This window comes from Amycolatopsis sp. CA-161197 (assembly GCF_050942255.1).
Classification (GTDB): domain Bacteria; phylum Actinomycetota; class Actinomycetes; order Mycobacteriales; family Pseudonocardiaceae; genus Amycolatopsis.
In genome coordinates this window covers 3,263,469-3,282,175 of the sequence record NZ_CP192059.1, presented here as the reverse complement: position 1 = coordinate 3,282,175, position 18,707 = coordinate 3,263,469, and the positions used below count along the sequence as shown (strand labels likewise).

Sequence of the window (18,707 nt, the reverse complement as noted above, 5' to 3'; positions counted from 1 at the left end):
CTGAGCCGCGCACCGACGCCGCAGACGGTGCTGATGACGATGCTCGGCCGCTACTGCCTCGAGGAGAACCCCGAGATCGCGACCGCCGGGTACATCGACGTGCTCGCGCGGATCGGCGTGTCCGCGCACGCCACGCGGCTCACCGTGTCGCGGATGGCCGAGCGCGGCCTGCTGGAGCGTTCCCGGCAGGGCCGCGCGGCGTACTTCCGCGCGTCGGAGGTCGGGCTGCGGGTCGTGCGCGTGCAGCAGCAGCGGACGTTCCACGACACGGGTGAGGAGCCGCAACCGCCCGGTGCGTGGACGGTCCTGTGTTTCTCGCTGCCGGAGTCGCACCGCAAGGAACGCCACCTCCTGCGGCGCAGCCTGGCGTGGGAGAGCTTCGGCCTGCTGCGCGACGGCGTGTGGCTCGCGCCGGGCGAGCGCGACGTGTCGGCGATCCTCGCGCAGCTGCCCGGCGCGGGCGTCGACCAGCACGTGGAGGTGTTCACGGCGTACCCGAGGTTCGACGACGTGCAGGGGATGATCTCCCGCACGTGGCACCTGGACGAGCTGGCCGCGCGCTACGACCGGTTCCTGCGGTCGTGGGACGTGCCCGACCCCGTGCCCGAGGCGCTCGACGACCTGGGCCGCGACCTGATCCTGGCGTCGGCCTGGCGCCAGCTGCTGCGCGAGACCCCGCGCCTGCCCGCCGAGCACCTGCCGGGCGACTGGCCGGCCGCGCGCTGCCACGAACTGTTCCGCACCCTGCACGAGAGCTACCGCCCCGATGCCGACCGCCTCTTCGCCGGCATCCTCGCCGAACACCGGATGAGCTGAGGAGAATTTCGATGCGCGTGGTGGACACCCACTTCCACTGGTTCCCCCGGTCCCATTTCGAAACCATGGCCGCACGGGCGGCGTTTCCCCGCACCGAACGCGTCGGCGACGGCTACCGCTACCTGTACAACGAAGGCCGCGGCTTCATCCCCCTGCCGGCCGTCTGGTTCGATCTCGACGCCGGCTTCCAGGCGGCTTTTGCCGCCACCGGCCCCGACACGGTCGTGGTCTGCACCACCGGCGTGCTGGCGGGGATGCTCGACCAGATGCCGGCGGACGAGGCGCTGGACGAGGCGTACGCGTACAACGAGGAAATCTCTCGCGCGCAACGCCTCCACCCGGGCCGCTTCTTCGGCACGGCCGCGATTCCGTTGCAGGACACGGCAACGGCGCTGAAGGTGCTGGACCACGCGGTGGGCTCACTCGATCTGCGCGGGGTGAACCTGCCTTCGATGATCGGCTCGGAAACCGTCGATGTCTCGCGGCTGGAGCCGTTCTACGCACGCGTCGCGGAACTTGATGTGCCCCTCATCGTGCACCCGACGGACCTCGCCTTCAACGAAGTCCTGACTGGTTACCAGGACGGCATCCAGCGATCCATCGGCCGCCTCCTCGACTCCAGCGTCACCGTGCTGCGCCTCATCTTCAGCGGCATCCTGGAACGCCACCCGTCGCTTCGCGTCGTCCAGACCCACGCCGGCGGCCTGCTCCCCTACCAGGCCGGGCGCATCGACAAGAACGCCCGCATCGAAGGCCTGCCGCGGCTTCCTTCGGAGTACCTGAAACGCATCTTCGTCGACACCGTCGCACCCCAGTCCCTGACCATCCGCACGGCCCTGGAGTACTACGGCCCCGACAACATCCTCTACGGCACCGACCACCCCTGCTGGAGCCCCCACGCGGCGGTCTCGGTGCTCGACGAGTCGGCGCTGTCGGACGAGGTGCGCACGAAGATCTACTCGACGAACGCGGAGTCGGTCTTCAAGCTGACGTGAGTCCACTGTGGTGCTCACTCCCCCGGTTCGACAACTCCCTGGCGTTCGCCGCCGGTGTCGAAGAAGCGGGTCACGTAGTCCTCCGGTGCGAGGGGGCTGTCGCGGAGCAGGGAGAAGACTTCGGTGCCCGGGCCGAGCTCGTGGGTCTCCGCCAGGGCATAGGCCTGGGCGAAGTCAAGGAAGCTCACCCCGTTCTCCGAGGCGTAACGACGAGCCTCGCGTTCCGCGCAGTCGAGGGCGGAGGCGAGGCTGGACGCGCGCCAGAGGGTGATCCGCTCCTCGAACGGCGCGCCGGCCGCCCGCTCCCACTGGAACACGCACCGGACCGCGTACCACTCGAACATGCCCGCTCCCTCGGATCCCGGCCAGAACGACACCGAGCACCACACCACACCGATCAGGCGGGCAAGCCGAGCGCCACCCGGGTTTCGGTGTCGAACGTGATCGTGGCGGCCGCCAGGTTGGCTTCGAGGTGGGTCTTGTCGGTGGTGCCGGGGATGAGCAGGACGTTCGGCGCGCGGTGGAGCAGCCAGGCGAGGCCCACCTGCGCGGGCGTGCGGCCCAGGGCGGCCGCGGCGGCGAGCACGGACGGCTCGTCGGTCACCTTCGGCAGGTCCGGACCGGCGCCGCCGAGGGGGAAGTAGGGCACCCACGCGATGCCTTCGGCGGTGCAGAGGTCGAGCAGCTCCTCGTCGTCGCGCGCGGCCAGGCTGTAGGCGTTCTGCACGCAGACGATGCCGGCCGGCAGGGCGCGCCGCAGTGTCTCGAGGGACACGGCACTGAGGCCGATCGCGCCGATCTTCCCCTCGTCGCGCAAGGCCACCAGCTCGGCGATCTGGTCATCGACATCGACGACCTGATCACCCTGCGCACGCACGGGCGCCGGGCCGGTGTCCGTACGCCGCAGGTTGACCACCGGGACCTGCTCCAGACCCAGGCCGGCGAGGTTTGCCTCGACGGACGCCCGAAGCTGTTCCGGCCGTTGCGCGACGCGGATCGGGTGCGGCCCGGTCGGGTCCGGGTCGGCACCGACCTTGCTGACGATCAGCACCCCGTCCTCGGGGCGCACAGCCTCGCGCAGGAGGTCGTTGACGAAACCGTCGCCGTAGAAGTGGGCGGTGTCGATGTGGTCGACACCGAGGTCCACCGCGTGGCGCAGCAAGGCGATGGCGGCGGCACGGTCGTCGCGCAGCCCGCGTAGCTGCATCGCGCCGTAGCCGATCCGGGAAACGGCGCGGCCGGCGAAGGGGAAAGCCATGGGGAACCTGCCTCCGTGACAGAATGCCAGAAGCGGAAGGTCTTCCGCTTCAGCTACGCTAGCAGAAACGGAAGGGCTTCCGCTTGACTGGATCGGCAGGTCGCGCCGACGCGCGCCGCAACAGGGACAAGATCCTCGCCGCCGCCCGCGGCATGCTGGGCACGGACGGCGGGTCGCTGGCGATGGAGTCCCTGGCTCGCGAGGCCGGGGTCGGCGTCGGCACGCTCTACCGGCACTTCCCGAACCGGGAAGCGCTGATCGAAGCGATCTACGCCGCCGAGCTCGACGACATCACGACCAGTGCCGCGGAGCTGCTCGAACACCACCCGCCCGAGGTGGCCCTCCGGCTGTGGATGGACCGCTACGCCGCGTTCACCGCCACCAAGCGGGGCATGCTGGACACCCTCCGCGGCAGCTTTGCCGCCGGACGCATCGCGCCCCACACGCGAGAACGCGTCACCGCCGCCTTCCGGACCATCCTCGAGAGCGGGGTGCGGGCCGGCACCCTCCGCGCGGACGTCAACCCCGAAGACGCCACCACCCTGCTGCACGGCGTCTTCCTGGCGACGGTCGACGGCGACGTACCTGAACGCTCCCACCGCCTGCTCGACCTCATCGCCGACGCGGTGCGAGCTCCCGGTGTCACCCGCGGCGAACCGGATCCCGGCTGAGGCGTTCGCACACAGCCGCTTCGCTCTCGAACGCTCAGATCTCCGCCAGAACCAGCCCGCCCCGAGGTTTCGGGGTGAAGTACGTCGCCTTCCGGGGCATGCGCAGGCCGGCCGCGTGGACCTTCAGGACCGTCGAGAAGTCCACCGGGGCCAGTTGCAGCACCGCGTCGGCGTCGGCCGGTGCGGGGCGGCTCGCCGGCAAGGGCTGCACGTGCGGGCCGTCCAGATCCAGGCCGAGGGCCTCGCCCAGCAGCAGCTGCTCGACCACCGCGTGGTCGATCGTCAGCTCGTCGGCCGGCGGCAGCACCACGCGCAAGAAAGACGGCCGGGCCAGCACCACCACCGAACCCGGGACCGCGGGCGGGGTGCCGTCGGCGACCTCCGAAACGTCCAGTCCGACCCGGCGCCAAGCGGCGGCCAGGTTGTCGGACGTCAAGCCCGTGCCAGTCAGCACCCGGTGAATCGCCCCGATCCGCAGCCGCGGCCCGCCCGTCACGAGCGCCAGCAGTGAGCCCGTCTGCGCGGCCGCGGCGACCCGGTGGTTCCCGTCGGCCACCAGCAGGTCCGCGGCCGACACGGCCCCCACCAGGCGTTCCTGCAAAGTCCCCGAAGGAACCACCCACAGCTCGTGCCGGCGGCCCGACTGGTCCACAGTGGACACATCCGGCGGCCCCAGCCCCGCGCACGCCGCCTCCACGGCCTCGGTCAGCGCCTCGCCGCCGGAGGACGGCACGAGCAGCGCCGCGCTCGTGGCGGTGCCCAGCCCGGCCAGCACGGCGGCGCGCTCGGCGACCACGTGCGGGTACACCTCCTCCGTGTGCCGCACGTGGGACCCGCCCGCCGTCAGCTCGCGGACGTCGACCAGGCAGAGCACGCCCACCGCCACGCCGTCCGGGCCCGAGATGCGGTAGGGCGCGACGAACCCCGCCACCGACCGGTAGTGGCGGGCCCGGATGCGGGCCAGCGCGGCGCGTGCGGAAGGCAGCGCCGCAGTGAGGTCGAGGCCACGCGCCAACGCCGCCGGCGTGCGAGCCGGGTGCTGCACCGCCAGCAGCGTGTCGCCGGCCGCGCCGGGGGACGCGAGGGCCGTGACCACGGCGTCGGGCTCCGCGAACTCGTCGACGTCCGGGCCCGGCACCTCGCCGCGCACCACCCACCCGCGGCGGATCGGCCGCACCCACGTGTCCATCCCCTCATCATGGCTGGCCCGCCAAGACTGTCCGACAGTCACTCTTTCGTGAAATGCTTACCGTTGCGAAACAGTTGTCCCCGGCCCCAGGGAACCCCGAGGAGACCCCGCCGATGAGCACCCCCGCCGAGACGCCGGCGCCCACGAAAAAGGCCGTCGGCCTGCGCTCCGAACGCGGGCCGGTGCTCGCGGCGGTGATGCTGAGCACCGGGCTGGTCGCGCTCGACAGCACGATCATCGCCACGGCCGTGCCCTCGGTGGTCGGCGACCTGGGCGGGTTCTCGCAGTTCCCGTGGCTGTTCTCGGTCTATCTGCTCACCCAGGCGGTCACCGTGCCGCTCTACGGCAAGTTCGCCGACGTCCTCGGCCGCCGGCCGGTGATGTTCTTCGGCATCGCCGTGTTCCTGCTCGGCTCGGTGCTGTGCGGCGCGGCCTGGAGCATGCCGGTGCTCATCGCCGCGCGCGCCCTGCAGGGCGTCGGCGCCGGGGCCGTGCAGCCGATCAGCATGACGATGGTCGGTGACCTGTACACCGTCGAGGAACGCGCGCGCGTGCAGGGTTACGTGGCCGGCGTGTGGGCCGTCGCGTCCGTGCTCGGCCCGGCGCTGGGCGGCGTGTTCTCCGAGTTCCTCAGCTGGCGCTGGATCTTCTTCGTGAACCTGCCGCTGGGCGCGATCGCCGCCTGGATGCTGTACCGCAAGTTCGCCGAACGCGTCGAACGCACCCGCCACCGCATCGACTACGCCGGCGCCGGCCTGCTCATCACCGGCTGCACGCTGCTGATCCTCGGGCTGCTGGAAGGTGGCGTGGCCTGGGGCTGGGGCTCGGTGGTGGGCGTGCTCATCTTCGTCGCCTCCGCGGCGGCGCTGGTCGGGTTCGTGCTGGTCGAACGCCGCGCGGCCGAGCCCGTGCTGCCGCTGTGGGTGTTCACGCGGCGCACCCTCGTGGGCGGCACGCTGGTGGCCCTCGTGGTCGGCGCGACCCTGATGGGGCTCAGCTCGTTCCTGCCGACCTACGCCCAGGGCGTGCTCGGCCACGACGCCCTCACGGCCGGCTTCGCCCTGGCCGCGCTCACCGTCGGCTGGCCGCTCGCCGCGTCGCTTTCGGGGCGGCTCTACATGCGGATCGGGTTCCGCGACACCGCGTTCATCGGCGCCGGGCTCATCGTCGTCGGCGTGGCGCTCACCACGCTGCTCGGCGAGAACACCTCGCTCTGGAGCGTCGCCGGCGCCGCGTTCGTCGTCGGCGCGGGCCTCGGCCTGGCGTCGAGCCCCACGATCGTGGCCAGCCAGTCGAGTGTCGGCTGGGAACGCCGCGGCGTGGTCACGGCCACGAACATGTTCGGCCGGTCACTGGGCAGCGCGGTCGGCGCGGCGGTGTTCGGCGCCATCGCCAACGCCACCCTCGCCGACCGCTTCGCCCACCCGCCCGCCGCCGTCGCCGGCCACCTGCCCGACAGCGCCGACGCCACCAGCCTGGTCCTCGGCCAGAACGACCACTCGGCGGCCGCGGAGTACGTCCGCGACTCGCTGACGGGCGCCACGCACAACGTGTTCGTGGCGATCGCCGCCGTCGCCGCGCTCAGCATCGTCGCGCTGGCCCTGATGCCGCGCAAGACGGAGCAGCTGAAGTTCTAGTTCTGCAGCGGCAGCAGCTCGCGGTGCAGCCCGTCGAGGAACCGCCGGTAGTCGCCCGAATGCCCGGGCCGGATCACGAACTTCGACAGCCCCGCGTCGATGTGCTGCTCCAGCAGGCGCCGCGCCTCGGCCCAGCTCGTGGCCACGAGCTCGGTCACGGGCGTGCCGGGGCGGCGCTTCGCGGCGACCTCCAGCATCCGGTCGGGCATCCCCTCGCTCGCCACCAGCAGGCTGAGGCCGAAGTGGTCGGGCTCGATCTCGCGCCCGGCCTCGGCCGCGGCGTCCTGGATCGCGATGCGCGCGGCCCGCGCCTGCTCGGGTGAGTGGAAGCTGCCGAGCCAGCCGTCGGACAGCCGCCCGGCACGGCGCAACGCGGCGGGCGCACTGCCGCCGAGCCACACGTCGAGACGCTTGGCCGGGCGCGGCCCGATCGTCACGCCGTCGACCTGGTAGAACTCGCCGGCGAAGTGCACGTCGTCCTGCTCCAGCAGCAGCCGCAGCAGGGTCAGAGCTTCGTCGAACACGGCCGCGCGCGGGCCCGCCACGGGGAACAACGAGTGTTCGGCCGCATTGGCCGGCCGCAACCCGAACACCGGCAGCACCCGCTTCGGCGCCAGCCCGGCCAACGTCACCAGCTGCTTCGCGACGAGCACGGGGTGGCGGCCGGGCAGGATCGCGACCCCCGTGCCGACCTTGAGGTTCGTGGTTCGCGCCAACGCGTGCGCCATGCCGACCAACGGGTCGACCTCCGGCGCGTACACGAGCTCCGAAAGCCACAGCGAGTCGACTCCGGCCGCCTCCAGCGTCTCCGCCAGCCCCGCGAACTCCGCGGGCCCGGTCCCCGGCGCCGGCGCCACCCCGATCCGGATCTTCAGTTCCTCGCCCACCCGTGCTCCTTCCGCAGCCGTCCCTGTGCGCAACGCCCTCGGGACCGCCCGGTATGCCCGCAAGACGAAGGCCCCCTCCCGGATGGGGGCCGGAAGGAGGCCTTCTGCTCGCGGCGGCCGGTGTCCACGCCGGCCGGATTCCGCGCCCGCTCATCCTGGAAGACGGGCATACAAGAGCTGTATATATTGCCCCGGCTCCGCCGGGGCGTGCGAGATCGCTGAGTCTTTGGCCCCGGCTCCGCCGGGGCGTGCGAGATCGCCTTTGAGCCGGCTTCCGGATGGGGCGGTCGGATCGGCCGGGGGCCGATCGCACCGCCCCATCCGGAAGCCGGCGCGATCTCGCGGTGTGTCGCCTCGGCAGGGTGGGGTTGGGTGGGAATGTGCAGTTGGTCGTGGGTGGGCAGGGAGTGAGCGGGCAAGAATAAGTGGGCAAGGTTGGGCGGTAATGGGTGAGCTGGCAAGGGCGGCCGAAGTGGCGGGGTGGTTGGTTATCCACCGCCGCGGTGGGTCCAGGCGGCGATCTCGGTGCGGTTGGCCAGGGCGAGTTTGGCCAGGATGCTGCGGACGTGGCTTTCCACCGTGCGTTCCGACAGCACGAGCTGCTCGGCGATCGCGCGGTTCGCCAGGCCGTCGGCGACGAGGCCGGCGATCTCGCGTTCGCGCGGAGTCAGCGGGCCGGTCGTGCTCAACCGGGCCAGCAGTGCCTGGGCCGTGACCACCGGGCCCGGCATCACGAGCCGGCGCGCTTCGTCGAGGGCCTGGCGCGCCAGGGAGCGCGCCTTGCCGGTCTCGCCGAGGGTGGCGAGCACCGTGGCCAGCCGCAGGCGGTTCTGCGCGACGAAGGGGCGGGCGCCGACCCGGACGTTCGCGGCGATCGTGGTCTCGAACAGCCGCGCGGCTTCCTCGGGCCGGCCGAGCACCACGGCGAGACGGGCCGCCCAGCTCGTGCCGCAGTCGCTGCAGTACACGCCCGCGCCGCCTGAGAGCACGTGCTCGTCGGCCCGCAGCACGGGCTCGAGGAAGCGGGCCGTCTCGACGTCGCCGAACGCCTCCACCAGCACCACCAGGTTCGGCCCCACGCCGCTGGACCGCAGGTCGAAGCCGTCCTGGCGCGCGAGGTGGCGCACGGCCTCGTACCCCGCGAGCGCCGCCTCGCGCTCGCCGAGGACGACGTGCACAAGCGGCCGCGACACCACCGCGATGGGCAGGGTCGGCACGGTAGCGAGCACGTCGTCGTAGTGCTCGTCGATCTCGGAGACGTCACCGGTCACGAGCGCGAGCTGCAGGCTGAACGCGGACGACATGCCGAGCGCCGAGCGATCGTCCGCCAGCTCGCCCTGGGCCAGTTCCCTGGCCTGCCGGTTCAGCTCACGCGCCTCGGCGAACGCGCCGCGGAACGCGAGCAGCGACGTGCGCAGCCGCAGGTCGTGCCAGCGGACCAAGGGCAGCCGGGTCGTCGCCGCGAGCGCCGTGACGGCCGTGATCTCGTGGTCGACCACGGCCATCGCCCCGGTCTCGAGCGCGGCGTCGATGCGCCACTTGTGGCCCCACAGCGCGGAAAGCGGCTGCCGGTCCCCGAAGCGCACGGCCAGGGAGCCGAGCCGCAGGCGGGCGTCGAGCGGCAGCTCGATCGGGAGGACCTTGAACCGCGCGCGCACGGCGTCGAGCAGGGCCTCGTCGTCGGTGCCGCGTTCGGCGAGCGCGAGCGCTTCGTCGGCCAGCCGGCGGGCCTCGTCGGTGTGCCCGACGTCGGCGGCGACCGACGCAGCCTGCGCGAGCAGCCGGGCGCGAAGGGCGTCGGGCAGTTGTGCGCCGAGGGCCGTGTCGGCGAGTTTTCCCAGCCGCGGCAACAGTTCCGGCGCCGAGAGGTCGCGCACGACGAGGGCCGCGGCGGCGAACGTCTCCGGAGTTTCCGCGCGCTCGGCCGCCTGCTCCGCGTGGTCGAGGGCCGGGCCGAAGCGGCCCGAGCGGTACTCCGCCGTGGCGAGGTCGACGAGCAGCTCGGCGAACCCGTCGGTCCGGCCCGCTCGCCGTCGCGCATCCACGGCGAAGGTCAGAAACCTTGCCGCCTCGGCGAAAGCCAGCGCGCGCGTCGCCTCGCGCGCGGCGACCACGGCCCAGTCTGCGGCGCGGCCCAGGGTCACCGGGTCGGCGGCCGACCGCAGCCAGTGCACCGCGACCACCCCGGCGTGGGCGGGATCGGCTTCGGCTCGCGGCGTCAGCGCCCGCGCCGCCTGGGCGTGCAGGGCCTCGCGAACGCCCTGGTCGAGGTCCTCGTAGACGCCGTCGCGCACCACGGCGTGGGCGAACCGGCGCCGCCCGGCCGCGACGGGCACGAGCACCCCTGCGCGCACGACGTCGTCCAGCAGCGGCACGACCTCGGCGGCCGGCCGGCCCGCGACGTCGGCGACCACGCCGCAGTCCACCTCCTCCCCCAGCACCGCCGCCACCGCGACCAGCTCCCGGACCTCCGGCGCGAGCCCGGCCACCGACGTCCGCACGAGGTGGCGCAGCTCGGCGCGTCCGCCGCCGGACCCGGCCGACCGCGCGACCGCGCGCAGGTACAGGGGATTGCCGCCGGAGCGGCGCAGCGCGTCGCGCACCTCGGCGTCGCCGACGGCCGCGCCGGCCACCTCGGTGAGGTACCTGCGCACATCCGGCTCGGCCAGCGGCGCGACCGTCACGGCGTGCGTGGCGGGGCCGCCGAGGAGTTCGGGCAACGTCTCGTCGAGCGTGGGGCCGGTGTCGCGGTAGGTCGCGAGCACCACCAGCCGGGAGCGGCGCAGCTCCCCCGCGAGGTGGCGCAGCAGCCGCAACGACGCCTCGTCGGCCCAGTGCAGGTCCTCCAGCACTACCACGAGACCACCGGGCTCGGCCGCGGCGACGAGGGCGTCGGCCGCCGTGGCGACGAGCCGGAACCGCGCCGCGACGAGGTCCGTACCAGCGGGTCCGTCCAGGTCGGCGACGGCGCGGGCGACCTCGGCGCCCGCCGTGGGCAGGGCCGAGAGCACGCGCCGCCACGGCCACAGCGGTGGCGCCCCGGGATCGTCCACGCAGCGGCCCCACACGGTGGCGAGGCCCTCGGTGGCGGCCTCGGCGAGCGTGGTCTTGCCGATGCCGGCGGGCCCGCCGAGGAGCACCAGGGCACCCGTGCCCGCCGCACCGGCCGCGAACCGGCCGCGCAGGTCGGCGAGCACCCCGGCCCGGCCGACGAACGGCACGGAGCCTGTCACGCAGGCCAGTATGCGCCCGGTTTCAGTGGTCCGTCTGCGTACTGGCACTGATGTCCGCAACGCCCGCGCCGCCGAAGGTGGACCTCGTCGAACTTCCCACCCCAGGCCGAAGGAGCAGCATGTACGCCACCGTCCACCAGTTCCGGCGCACCGCCGCCGACGAGAGCGGCGACTGGGGGCGGGCCCTCGCCGCGGACCTGCACCCCGGCCCGGCGCCCCTCGGCGGGTGCGTGCTCGGCCAGGTCGCCGGCGTACTCGGCGCGGCCGTCGCGTTCTGGCCCGACGCCGCGTCGGCGAACGAAGCCGCCGCGCACACCGGCCCCGGCACCACGTGGCTCGACACCGACGTCTACGAAGTCGTCTCCGCCGAGTTCGCCCCCGGCTCGCCGCGCTACGCCCAGGCCAGCCGGTTCGCCGGTCCGCGCGACGAGGCACAGGTCCGTGCCGAGGACTTCGCCGGCCGCGAGCGCATCTGGCCCGCCGCCCGGCAGGTGCCGGGCATCGGCCCCGTGTTCGTGCTGCGGGCCGAAGACGGCGCGGGGCTCGTGCTCGGGTTCGCCGAATCCGTCGCCGCGATCGAAGCCGTCCAGAAAGCCGTCCTGAACACCGAGCTGCTGCCGGGCGAGGACCCGGCGCTGCTCACCGGTCCCGAGCGGATCGACCTGCACCGCGTTTTCCACCACACCCTGCCCGCATCCGTCACCACCGGAGGTACCCGATGAGCACCCCCACCACCACCCGTCTGCGTCCCGGCACCTGGACCGTCCACACCGGACGGACGTCGGCCACGTTCACCGTGCGCAAGCTCGGTTTCCACCTCGTGCACGGCACGATCCCCGTCCGGTCCGCGACGGTGCACGTGAACGCCGCCGGCACGCCGACCGCCCTGCGCGCGGAGCTCGACCTGTCCGCGATCGACACGGGCAACCGCCGCCGCGACCGCGACCTGCAGAAGGCCCAGTGGCTCGACTGCGCCGCGGAACCGACGATGACCTTCGCGTCCGGCGACATCAGCACCGGCCCGGAAGGCTGGACGGCGCAAGGGTTCCTGAGCCTGCGCGGCACCACGTGCCCGCTCACGCTCACCGTGGAACAGCCCGCCGACACCGGCCGCGGCTCGGTGCGCGTCCAGGCCCGCGCGACGCTCGACCGGGCACCGCTCGGCATGGGCGCGCCGCGCGCGATCGTCGGGCGCTACCTGGAAATCGGCATCGACGCGGTGCTCGTGGCACCGCACTGAGCGCTCAGCCGGTCGCTTCGATCACGCGACCCAACGCGGCGTGGAGGGCCTCCAGCTCGGAGACCTCCATGCCGAGCGTCTCGACCACGCGGTACGGGATCTTCTCGGCCTCGGCCCGCAGCGCGCGGCCCTTCTCCGTGAGCTCGACGGTGAGCTGCCGCTCGTCGGAGGCCTTGCGGCCACGGGTGACGTAACCCATCGCTTCGAGGCGCTTCAGCAGCGGAGACAGCGTCGCGGGTTCGTGGCGCAGCGCGGCCCCGAGGTCCTTCACCGACCTCGGGGCTTTCTCCCACAGCGCGAGCATCACGAGGTACTGCGGGTGTGTCAGCCCGTACGGCTCCAGCAGGGGCCGGTAGACCGCGATGACGCTGCGCGAGGCAACCGACAGCGCGAAGCACACCTGGCGGTCGAGCTTCAGCGGGTCGTCGCCCAAGTCGATCTCTGCCACGGGGTCCTCCTCCTGGTCCGGGCCACCCTAACCGCTCCGGGTGTGTCCTCGGCTACCTCATCGATTAGCGCACTAATGATTAGTGTACTCTACTGGTAGCCGACAAGGAGGCGTGATGAACCGTCCAGGAGTCTTCCGCTGGTTCTGGTACGCAGTGGGCGGGCGGCTGCCCGAACGCTACCGGGACTGGATCCTGCACGACACGACGTCGAAGCACTGGAAGGCGCGGCACGTGCTGCGCAGTTCCGTGGGCCTCATCCCGCTGTGCCTCGTGTGGCTGCTGCTGCCGGGCCCGCTGGCGCTGCGGCTCGCGATCGTGCTCATGGCCGCGCTGGTCGCGTACTTCTACTCGTCGGTGTACATGGAGGAGAGCATCGAGCACCGCCTCACGCGCAACGGCTTCCCTCCCGGCACGGGCAAGCGCATCCGCCGCGAGGCCGCCGAAGCCGCCGACGCCGAGGCGAAGGCGCGCTACATCGCGATCTACCGCCAGAACACGGGCGAGTGACCGCTCCCGGCAGCGGTGCCGCGGGCCCACGACCGGAGCACGACTAGAGTCGGCGTCCGATGAGACGCAAGCTTCGCGGCCCGCTGCCGCCGCGCCACGGGCTCGACCCGGCGCGGCTGAGGATGCCCGACGAAGGCCCGTGGGCCACGTTGCTGGAGCACCTCGTGGAGCGGCTGCCGCGGCTGGACCCGGTGCGGATCGAGCAGATGCTGCGCGAGGAACGCATCTTCGGCCTCGACGGGCCGCTCGGGGTCGACGCGGCGTTCGTGCCCGGCTCGTTCATCTGGTTCCACCGCGACCTGCCCGACGAGGTGCCGGTGCCGTTCGACATCACTGTCGTGCACCGCGACGAACACCTGCTGGTGGTCGACAAACCCCACTTCCTCGCCACGATCCCCCGCGGCAAGCACATCCTCGAAACCGCGCTCGTGCGGCTGCGGCGCGACCTGGATCTGCCGGCGTTGTCGCCCGCGCACCGGCTCGACCGCGTGACCGCGGGGCTGGTGATGTTCGTGATCACACCGGAAGTGCGCGGAAAGTACCAAACGATGTTCCGCGACCGACGCGTGCGGAAAGAATACGAAGCGATCGCACCGTACGATCCCACGCTGGAGCTGCCGCGCACGGTCCGCAGCCACATCGTCAAGGAACGCGGAGTGCTTGCGGCGCAGGAGATCGAGGGGCCGGTGAACGCCGAAACCCGCGTGGAACTTCTCGAACACCGCGACGGGCTCGGCCGCTACCGCCTGCTGCCCGCCACCGGCCGCACGCACCAGCTGCGGGTGCACCTGGCGGGCCTCGGCATCCCGATCCTCGGTGACGACTTCTACCCCGTGCTGACGGAAAAGCCGCTCGACGACTTCACGAAACCGTTGCAGCTGCTGGCCAAAGTGCTCGAGTTCGACGACCCCGTGACCGGCGAGCACCGCCGGTTCACCAGTTCCCTGCGGCTGACGGCGTGGCACTCGCCGGACGAGTGGGCGGCGCCCCCGGCTCGCTGAGGCCGAGGACGCCGCGCCGAACTCACTTCGTCCAGAACTTCACACCGCTCCACTGCACGGTGATCGGTCCCGCACCGCTGCTGGTGCGATACGAACCGAATTTGTCGTAATAACTACCACTCGGGCTGTCGATCGTCTGCTTGAGCGAGCCGTTGATGTACACCTTGTGCGTGCTGCCCACCTGGTTGATGGTGTTGACCCGCACGGACGTGCCCACGGTGGCGCCGCCGGCGAGCGTCTGACCGCCCTCCACCGCGTACATCCGGCCGCCCTTTTCCACCGCCAGCAGGAAGTACGGGCCGGCGTTCGACCCGTCGCGGAAGGTCTGCTTCACGCTGATGCGTGTGCCGCTCATGCTGGTGACCTTGAAGGAACCCTCGAACTGGTGCGTGCCGCCGGTGTAGGTGTCGTAGCGGCGCTCGGCGCGCTGGTCGCCGCTGCCCGTGGAGCAGGTGAGCTGGAACGTGAGCCCGTTGATCTGCCCGCACCCGCGCTCCTGTTCGGAGAACCCGGGCGACCACGAGTTCCACGGACCGGTGCCGACCTGCGCACTGGCCACCGGAGCCACCACCGCGAGCCCGCACACGACCCCCGCGAGCACCCCACCGAGGCGTAGTCTTCCTCGCACTTGCCAACCTCCGTACAACTCAGGGCGGCGGTAGTGGGACAGGTTCAGACCACTGCGTCGAACCTGGGTGATCACTGTGCGAGCACGGGCGAAAACAGACAAGAGCCGGATTCGCGACTCTTGACAGCTTTGTTTGTCAATGCTTGGCTCGGCGAATGCAGGACGTCGAGGTGATCGAGGACCCGGCCGCGGCGGCGGCCGCGCTGGACCCGGTCCGCGCGCGCCTGCTGGCGGCGCTGGCCGAACCCGCGTCGGCGGCCTCGCTCGCCACGCGCGTCGGGCTCACACGCCAGAAGGTGAACTACCACCTGCGCGCACTGGAGTCCCACGGCCTCATCGAGCCCGCGGGCGAGCGGCAGTGGGGCGGGCTGACCGAACGCCTCTTCGCCGCCACGGCCGCGTCGTACCAGGTCTCCCCCGCCGCGCTCGGCGACGCCGGCACGTCGGCGATGGAACCCGACCGGCTCTCCTCGGCCTACCTGCTGGCCGTCGCGGGCCGGACCGTGCGCGAGGTCGCGGGGCTCGTGCGCCGCGCCGCGCGCGCCGGCAAACCGCTGCCGACTTTGGCGCTGGACACGGAAATCGCGTTCCGCTCGGCGCGCGAGCGGGCGGCGTTCACCGACGAGCTGACCACGCTCGTGGCGGGGCTCGTCTCGCGTTATCACGACGAATCAGCTCCGGGTGCGCGGACGCACCGCCTGGTGGTCACCGCGCACCCGAAGCCGGCCGATCCGCCTACGCCGGCTGGATGATCACCTTCAGCGCCTGGTGGTCGGCGGCGTTGCCGAACACGTCGTAGGCCTGGTCGAGCTGGTCGAAGGTGAACGTGTGCGTGCCCATCTTCTCCGCGGGGATGCGGCCGCTCGCGACCATCTTCAGCAGCGTCGGGATGGACACGGTGTCGACGAGCCCCATGGTGAGCGTGATGTTGCGGATCCACAGGTCCTGCATGGGAAGTTCGACACCCACGCCGTGCACGCCGATGTTCGCGACGTGCCCGCCGGGCCGCACGAGCGCGGCCGCGGTCTGCAGGGTCTCGGGGTAGCCGACGGCTTCGATGGCGACGTCGACTCCGAGCCCGTCGGTGTGCGCGAGGACCTCCGCGACGGTGTCGGGTCCGACGGCGACGGTGTCCGTCGCGCCGAACTCGAGGGCCTTCTCGAGGCGGAACTTGTTGGCGTCGATGGCGATCACCTTCGACGCGCCCCACAGGCCCGTGGTCAGGATCGCCGCGAGCCCGACCGCGCCGGAACCGACGACGGCCACCGTGTCACCCGGGCGCACCTCGCCCGCGAGCACGCCGACCTCGTAACCGGTGGGCAGGGAGTCGGCGAGGAAGATGGCCTGCTCGTCCGTGACCTCGGCGGGCACGTGGTAGAGCGAGGTGTCCGCGAAGGGCACGCGGACGTACTCGGCCTGGGTGCCGTCGATGAGGTGCCCGAAGATCCAGCCGACGCCGCCGACCGTGCGACAGTGCGAGGGCATGCCCCGCTGGCAGTAGTCGCAGCGGCCGCAGCGCGTGACAGCCGGCACGAGCACCCGGTCGCCGACTTTGAAGCTGCCCACCGCGTCGCCGACGGCCGTGACCGTGCCGACGGCTTCGTGGCCGAGGATGCGGCCGTCGGTGACCGCGGCGACGTCGCCGTGGAGGATGTGGAGGTCGGTGCCGCAGATCGTGGTGGTGTCCACCTTCACCACTACGTCGGTCACCTCTTGGATCGTCGCGTCGGGAACGTCTTCCCACGCCTTGTTTCCGGGTCCGTGGTACACCAGTGCCTTCATCGCCACCTCCGGGTCGGGACCGACCTTCGACGCTACGACGGGTCCGCGGCGCCGCCGGTCTCAAATTCAGACACCCGAACAGGTGTTCGATCGTCGTGTACGGTGGGGGCATGAGTCACGCACTTCAGGGATCGCTCTTCGGGTCCGGCTTCGAAGGCGCTGCTTTGGGCCCCCTCACAGGAATCCGGCGCACCGACCTCGGCCGCGGCGCGTGGGTCGACGTGCTGCCGGGCTGGCTGTCGGGGTCCGACGAGATTTTCACGCACCTGGCCGAGGACGTCCCGTGGCACGCGGAACAGCGGCAGATGTACGACCGCGTCGTCGCCGTGCCGCGCCTGCTCTGCTTCTACCGCGAAGGCGAAACACTGCCGCACCCCCTGCTCAGCGCTGCCCGCGACGTGCTCTCCGCGCACTACGCCGCCGAACTCGGCGAACCCTTCCGCACCGCCGGTCTGTGTTATTACCGCGACGGCCGCGACAGCGTCGCCTGGCACGGCGACACCATCGGCCGCGGCAGCTCCGAAGACACCATGGTCGCGATCCTGTCGGTGGGCACCGCCCGCCACCTGGCCCTCCGCCCCCGCGGCGGCGGCGAATCCCACCGCTACCCCCTGGGCCACGGCGACCTCATCGTCATGGGCGGCTCCTGCCAGCGCACCTGGGAACACGCGATCCCGAAGACCGGCAAGGGCGTGGGGCCGCGGATCAGCATCCAGTTCAGGCCGAAGGGGGTGCGTTAGTCGGTTGGCCGGCCGGGTGGGAGAAGTCCCGTGCGCGCCACGGGGTTCCCGGCGAGGGCGACGGCCGCGAACGGTCGGCCGACGGCACCGCCCCTGCCCTACGTGAACGGTCCGCCTACGAGACCGGCCGTCGGCGAACGGACGACCGCGCCACCCGACCTCCCCATAGGCTCGGCGAAGCCGGCCGCGAGAAGCACCGGAGACATCAGTTCTCGCAGGTGTCCCCGTAGCGCTGCTGTAGTCCGACAACCGCGCGCGTGAACCGTTCGCCGGTCAGCCGAAGCGGCGGAAAAGCGCCGCCTGAAGCCGTTCTTCGTCGAAGCACACCGAGAGACCGCCCCTCGGCGCGGCCTGGCGTCAGCGGACCAGAACCGGCAGTGAGTCGAGGCCGTAGACGATCGAGACCTTGCGGAAGGCCAGTTCGTCCGGGGAGACGGCGAGGCGCAGGTCCGGGAATCGCTTCACCAGGGCCGGGTAGGCCGTGCGCAGTTCCATGCGGGCGAGTTCCGCGCCGATGCAGCGGTGGATGCCGTAGCCGAAGGCCAGGTGGGAGGACGGGTCGCGTTTGGGGTCGAAGCGTTCCATGTCGGTGCCGAGGGTGGCGTCGCGGTTGGCGACGGACAGGGAGACGAGCACGATGTCGCCCTTGCCGATGTGGACGCCCGCGACGTCCATGTCTTCCTTGGCGAAGCGCGGGAAGGCCATCTGCACCACGGTGAGGTAGCGCAGCAGCTCCTCCACGAACCGGTGCACGGAGTCGTCGTCGCCGCGGACGGCGTCGAACGCGGCGGGGTCGCGCAGCAGCACCAGGGCGCCGAGGGCGAGCATGCTGGCGGTGGTTTCGAGGCCGCCCGTCAGCACGCCGTCGGCGAGGCCCGCGAGCTCGAGGTCGTCGATCTCGTCGCCGTGTTCCTTGATGAGCATGCCGAGCAGGCCGTCGCCCGGCTGTTCGCGCTGCTTCTTGACGATGTCGAGCAGGTACGTCAGCGACTCCGAGATCGCGCCGAGCGACGCGCCCGCGCCGCCGAAGAGGTCGAAGCGCGCCGTGCTCAGGCGCTGGAAGTCGGCGCGGTCCTCATAGGACACCCCGAGCAGCTCGCAGATCGTGAGCGAAGGGATCGGGAGCGCGAACGCCTCCCACAGGTCCACGGGCCCCTCGGCGGCGGCCATCGCGTCGAGCTGTTCGTTCACGATCTCGTCGATGCGCGGCGTGAGGCGGTTGAGCCGGCGCATGGTGAACTCCGGCGTCAGCAGCTTGCGCAGCCGCGAGTGCACCGGCGGGTCGGCGAAGCCCAGCCCGCCCGGGTTCTGGTCCTCGGTCACGCCCGCGTTGCCGACGAGGTTCGTGAAGTCGTTGCTGAACTCCGAGACCTTGCCGAGGACGGCCTTCGACTCCTCGTAGCCGGTCACAAGCCAAGCGTTCATGCCGAACGGCAGGTCGAGCTTGCTGATGGGCGCCTCTTCCCGGCGCTGTCCCAGCGACGGCACGGGGTCGAGCCCGACGCGCCGCAGCGGTTCCAGCGCGGAGTCGGGCAGAAATGCCATCTTCTCGAGGTCGAAACCCTTTTTCTGCTGCCGGGCGATGTACCGGCGACCGGCCCAGGCGAGGACACGCGAGCGGAGACTCCCCATGGCGGCGACACTACCCCACCCGCCGTTCGGGTGATCCGGGCG

General features: G+C 71.9%; 19 protein-coding genes. 10 read left to right on the top strand and 9 right to left on the bottom strand.

Annotated elements, in window-relative coordinates; all coding sequences use genetic code 11:
• The first annotated feature begins 33 nt into the window (after window positions 1-33).
• Window positions 34-816: a PaaX family transcriptional regulator gene (locus ACQPXB_RS15710; protein ID WP_386951771.1), complete on the top strand. Its 783-nt coding sequence runs from the start codon at window positions 34-36 to the stop codon at window positions 814-816.
• Between the two features lie 11 nt (window positions 817-827).
• The gene (locus tag ACQPXB_RS15705; protein ID WP_366586490.1) at window positions 828-1,811 is read left to right on the top strand and encodes an amidohydrolase family protein; all 984 of its coding nucleotides are present in this window, start codon (window positions 828-830) and stop codon (window positions 1,809-1,811) included.
• A gap of 14 nt (window positions 1,812-1,825) precedes the next feature.
• Here ACQPXB_RS15705 and ACQPXB_RS15700 read toward each other — a convergent pair whose 3' ends face one another.
• A complete protein-coding gene (locus tag ACQPXB_RS15700; RefSeq protein WP_432852591.1) occupies window positions 1,826-2,155 on the bottom strand; it encodes a hypothetical protein in 330 nt (109 codons plus the stop codon).
• Between the two features lie 53 nt (window positions 2,156-2,208).
• On the bottom strand, window positions 2,209-3,069 hold the full coding sequence (locus tag ACQPXB_RS15695; RefSeq protein ID WP_432852588.1) for an aldo/keto reductase: 861 nt from the start codon (window positions 3,067-3,069) through the stop codon (window positions 2,209-2,211).
• Between the two features lie 83 nt (window positions 3,070-3,152).
• Between ACQPXB_RS15695 and ACQPXB_RS15690 the strand changes: the two genes are divergently transcribed.
• Complete coding sequence (locus tag ACQPXB_RS15690) at window positions 3,153-3,740, top strand: TetR/AcrR family transcriptional regulator (protein ID WP_432852585.1); 588 nt, start codon at window positions 3,153-3,155, stop codon at window positions 3,738-3,740.
• Between the two features lie 34 nt (window positions 3,741-3,774).
• Here the strand turns inward: ACQPXB_RS15690 and ACQPXB_RS15685 are convergent, their stop codons facing one another.
• Entirely contained in the window at window positions 3,775-4,929 is a 1,155-nt protein-coding gene (locus ACQPXB_RS15685; protein ID WP_432852583.1) for a DUF1015 family protein, read from the bottom strand.
• A gap of 113 nt (window positions 4,930-5,042) precedes the next feature.
• Here ACQPXB_RS15685 and ACQPXB_RS15680 point away from each other — a divergent pair, with 113 nt between their 5' ends.
• A complete protein-coding gene (locus tag ACQPXB_RS15680; protein ID WP_432852580.1) occupies window positions 5,043-6,566 on the top strand; it encodes an MDR family MFS transporter in 1,524 nt (507 codons plus the stop codon).
• Here ACQPXB_RS15680 and ACQPXB_RS15675 read toward each other — a convergent pair.
• Window positions 6,563-7,453 carry a TIGR03854 family LLM class F420-dependent oxidoreductase gene (locus tag ACQPXB_RS15675; RefSeq protein WP_432852577.1) on the bottom strand — a complete coding sequence of 297 codons (891 nt, stop codon included), beginning with the start codon at window positions 7,451-7,453 and terminating at the stop codon, window positions 6,563-6,565. The two genes, ACQPXB_RS15680 and ACQPXB_RS15675, sit on opposite strands and share 4 nt — an antisense overlap.
• A gap of 488 nt (window positions 7,454-7,941) precedes the next feature.
• Window positions 7,942-10,686, bottom strand: a complete 2,745-nt coding sequence (locus tag ACQPXB_RS15670) for an ATP-binding protein (protein WP_432852575.1) — start codon at window positions 10,684-10,686, stop codon at window positions 7,942-7,944.
• Window positions 10,687-10,805: 119 nt separating this feature from the next.
• Between ACQPXB_RS15670 and ACQPXB_RS15665 the strand changes: the two genes are divergently transcribed.
• Together ACQPXB_RS15665 and ACQPXB_RS15660 are read left to right on the top strand one after the other, a co-directional pair.
• Complete coding sequence (locus ACQPXB_RS15665; protein WP_432852572.1) at window positions 10,806-11,408, top strand: hypothetical protein; 603 nt, start codon at window positions 10,806-10,808, stop codon at window positions 11,406-11,408.
• On the top strand, window positions 11,405-11,926 hold the full coding sequence (locus ACQPXB_RS15660) for a YceI family protein (RefSeq protein ID WP_432852569.1): 522 nt from the start codon (window positions 11,405-11,407) through the stop codon (window positions 11,924-11,926). Before ACQPXB_RS15665 ends, ACQPXB_RS15660 begins: the two co-directional genes overlap by 4 nt.
• A gap of 4 nt (window positions 11,927-11,930) precedes the next feature.
• Here ACQPXB_RS15660 and ACQPXB_RS15655 read toward each other — a convergent pair whose 3' ends face one another.
• The gene (locus ACQPXB_RS15655; RefSeq protein ID WP_366586128.1) at window positions 11,931-12,374 is read right to left on the bottom strand and encodes a MarR family winged helix-turn-helix transcriptional regulator; all 444 of its coding nucleotides are present in this window, start codon (window positions 12,372-12,374) and stop codon (window positions 11,931-11,933) included.
• Between the two features lie 115 nt (window positions 12,375-12,489).
• On the opposite strand from ACQPXB_RS15655, the gene ACQPXB_RS15650 reads away from it, so the two are divergent.
• The gene (locus tag ACQPXB_RS15650; RefSeq protein WP_366586130.1) at window positions 12,490-12,882 is read left to right on the top strand and encodes a DUF5313 domain-containing protein; all 393 of its coding nucleotides are present in this window, start codon (window positions 12,490-12,492) and stop codon (window positions 12,880-12,882) included.
• Window positions 12,883-12,941: 59 nt separating this feature from the next.
• Complete coding sequence (locus tag ACQPXB_RS15645; RefSeq protein ID WP_432852565.1) at window positions 12,942-13,883, top strand: RluA family pseudouridine synthase; 942 nt, start codon at window positions 12,942-12,944, stop codon at window positions 13,881-13,883.
• Between the two features lie 22 nt (window positions 13,884-13,905).
• Here the strand turns inward: ACQPXB_RS15645 and ACQPXB_RS15640 are convergent, their stop codons facing one another.
• Window positions 13,906-14,511 (bottom strand): hypothetical protein, encoded by a 606-nt coding sequence (locus ACQPXB_RS15640; protein WP_432852562.1) that lies wholly within the window; start codon window positions 14,509-14,511, stop codon window positions 13,906-13,908.
• Between the two features lie 155 nt (window positions 14,512-14,666).
• On the opposite strand from ACQPXB_RS15640, the gene ACQPXB_RS15635 reads away from it, so the two are divergent.
• A complete protein-coding gene (locus ACQPXB_RS15635; protein ID WP_366586134.1) occupies window positions 14,667-15,263 on the top strand; it encodes a winged helix-turn-helix domain-containing protein in 597 nt (198 codons plus the stop codon).
• Here the strand turns inward: ACQPXB_RS15635 and ACQPXB_RS15630 are convergent.
• The gene (locus tag ACQPXB_RS15630) at window positions 15,247-16,293 is read right to left on the bottom strand and encodes an alcohol dehydrogenase catalytic domain-containing protein (protein ID WP_366586136.1); all 1,047 of its coding nucleotides are present in this window, start codon (window positions 16,291-16,293) and stop codon (window positions 15,247-15,249) included. The genes ACQPXB_RS15635 and ACQPXB_RS15630 overlap by 17 nt on opposite strands.
• Before the next feature lie 110 nt (window positions 16,294-16,403).
• Here ACQPXB_RS15630 and ACQPXB_RS15625 point away from each other — a divergent pair, with 110 nt between their 5' ends.
• A complete protein-coding gene (locus ACQPXB_RS15625; protein ID WP_432852558.1) occupies window positions 16,404-17,033 on the top strand; it encodes an alpha-ketoglutarate-dependent dioxygenase AlkB in 630 nt (209 codons plus the stop codon).
• 357 nt (window positions 17,034-17,390) lie between these two features.
• Here ACQPXB_RS15625 and ACQPXB_RS15620 read toward each other — a convergent pair whose 3' ends face one another.
• Window positions 17,391-18,665, bottom strand: coding sequence for a cytochrome P450 (locus ACQPXB_RS15620; RefSeq protein WP_386951729.1), 1,275 nt, complete (start codon window positions 18,663-18,665; stop codon window positions 17,391-17,393).
• Between the last annotated feature and the right edge of the window lie 42 nt (window positions 18,666-18,707).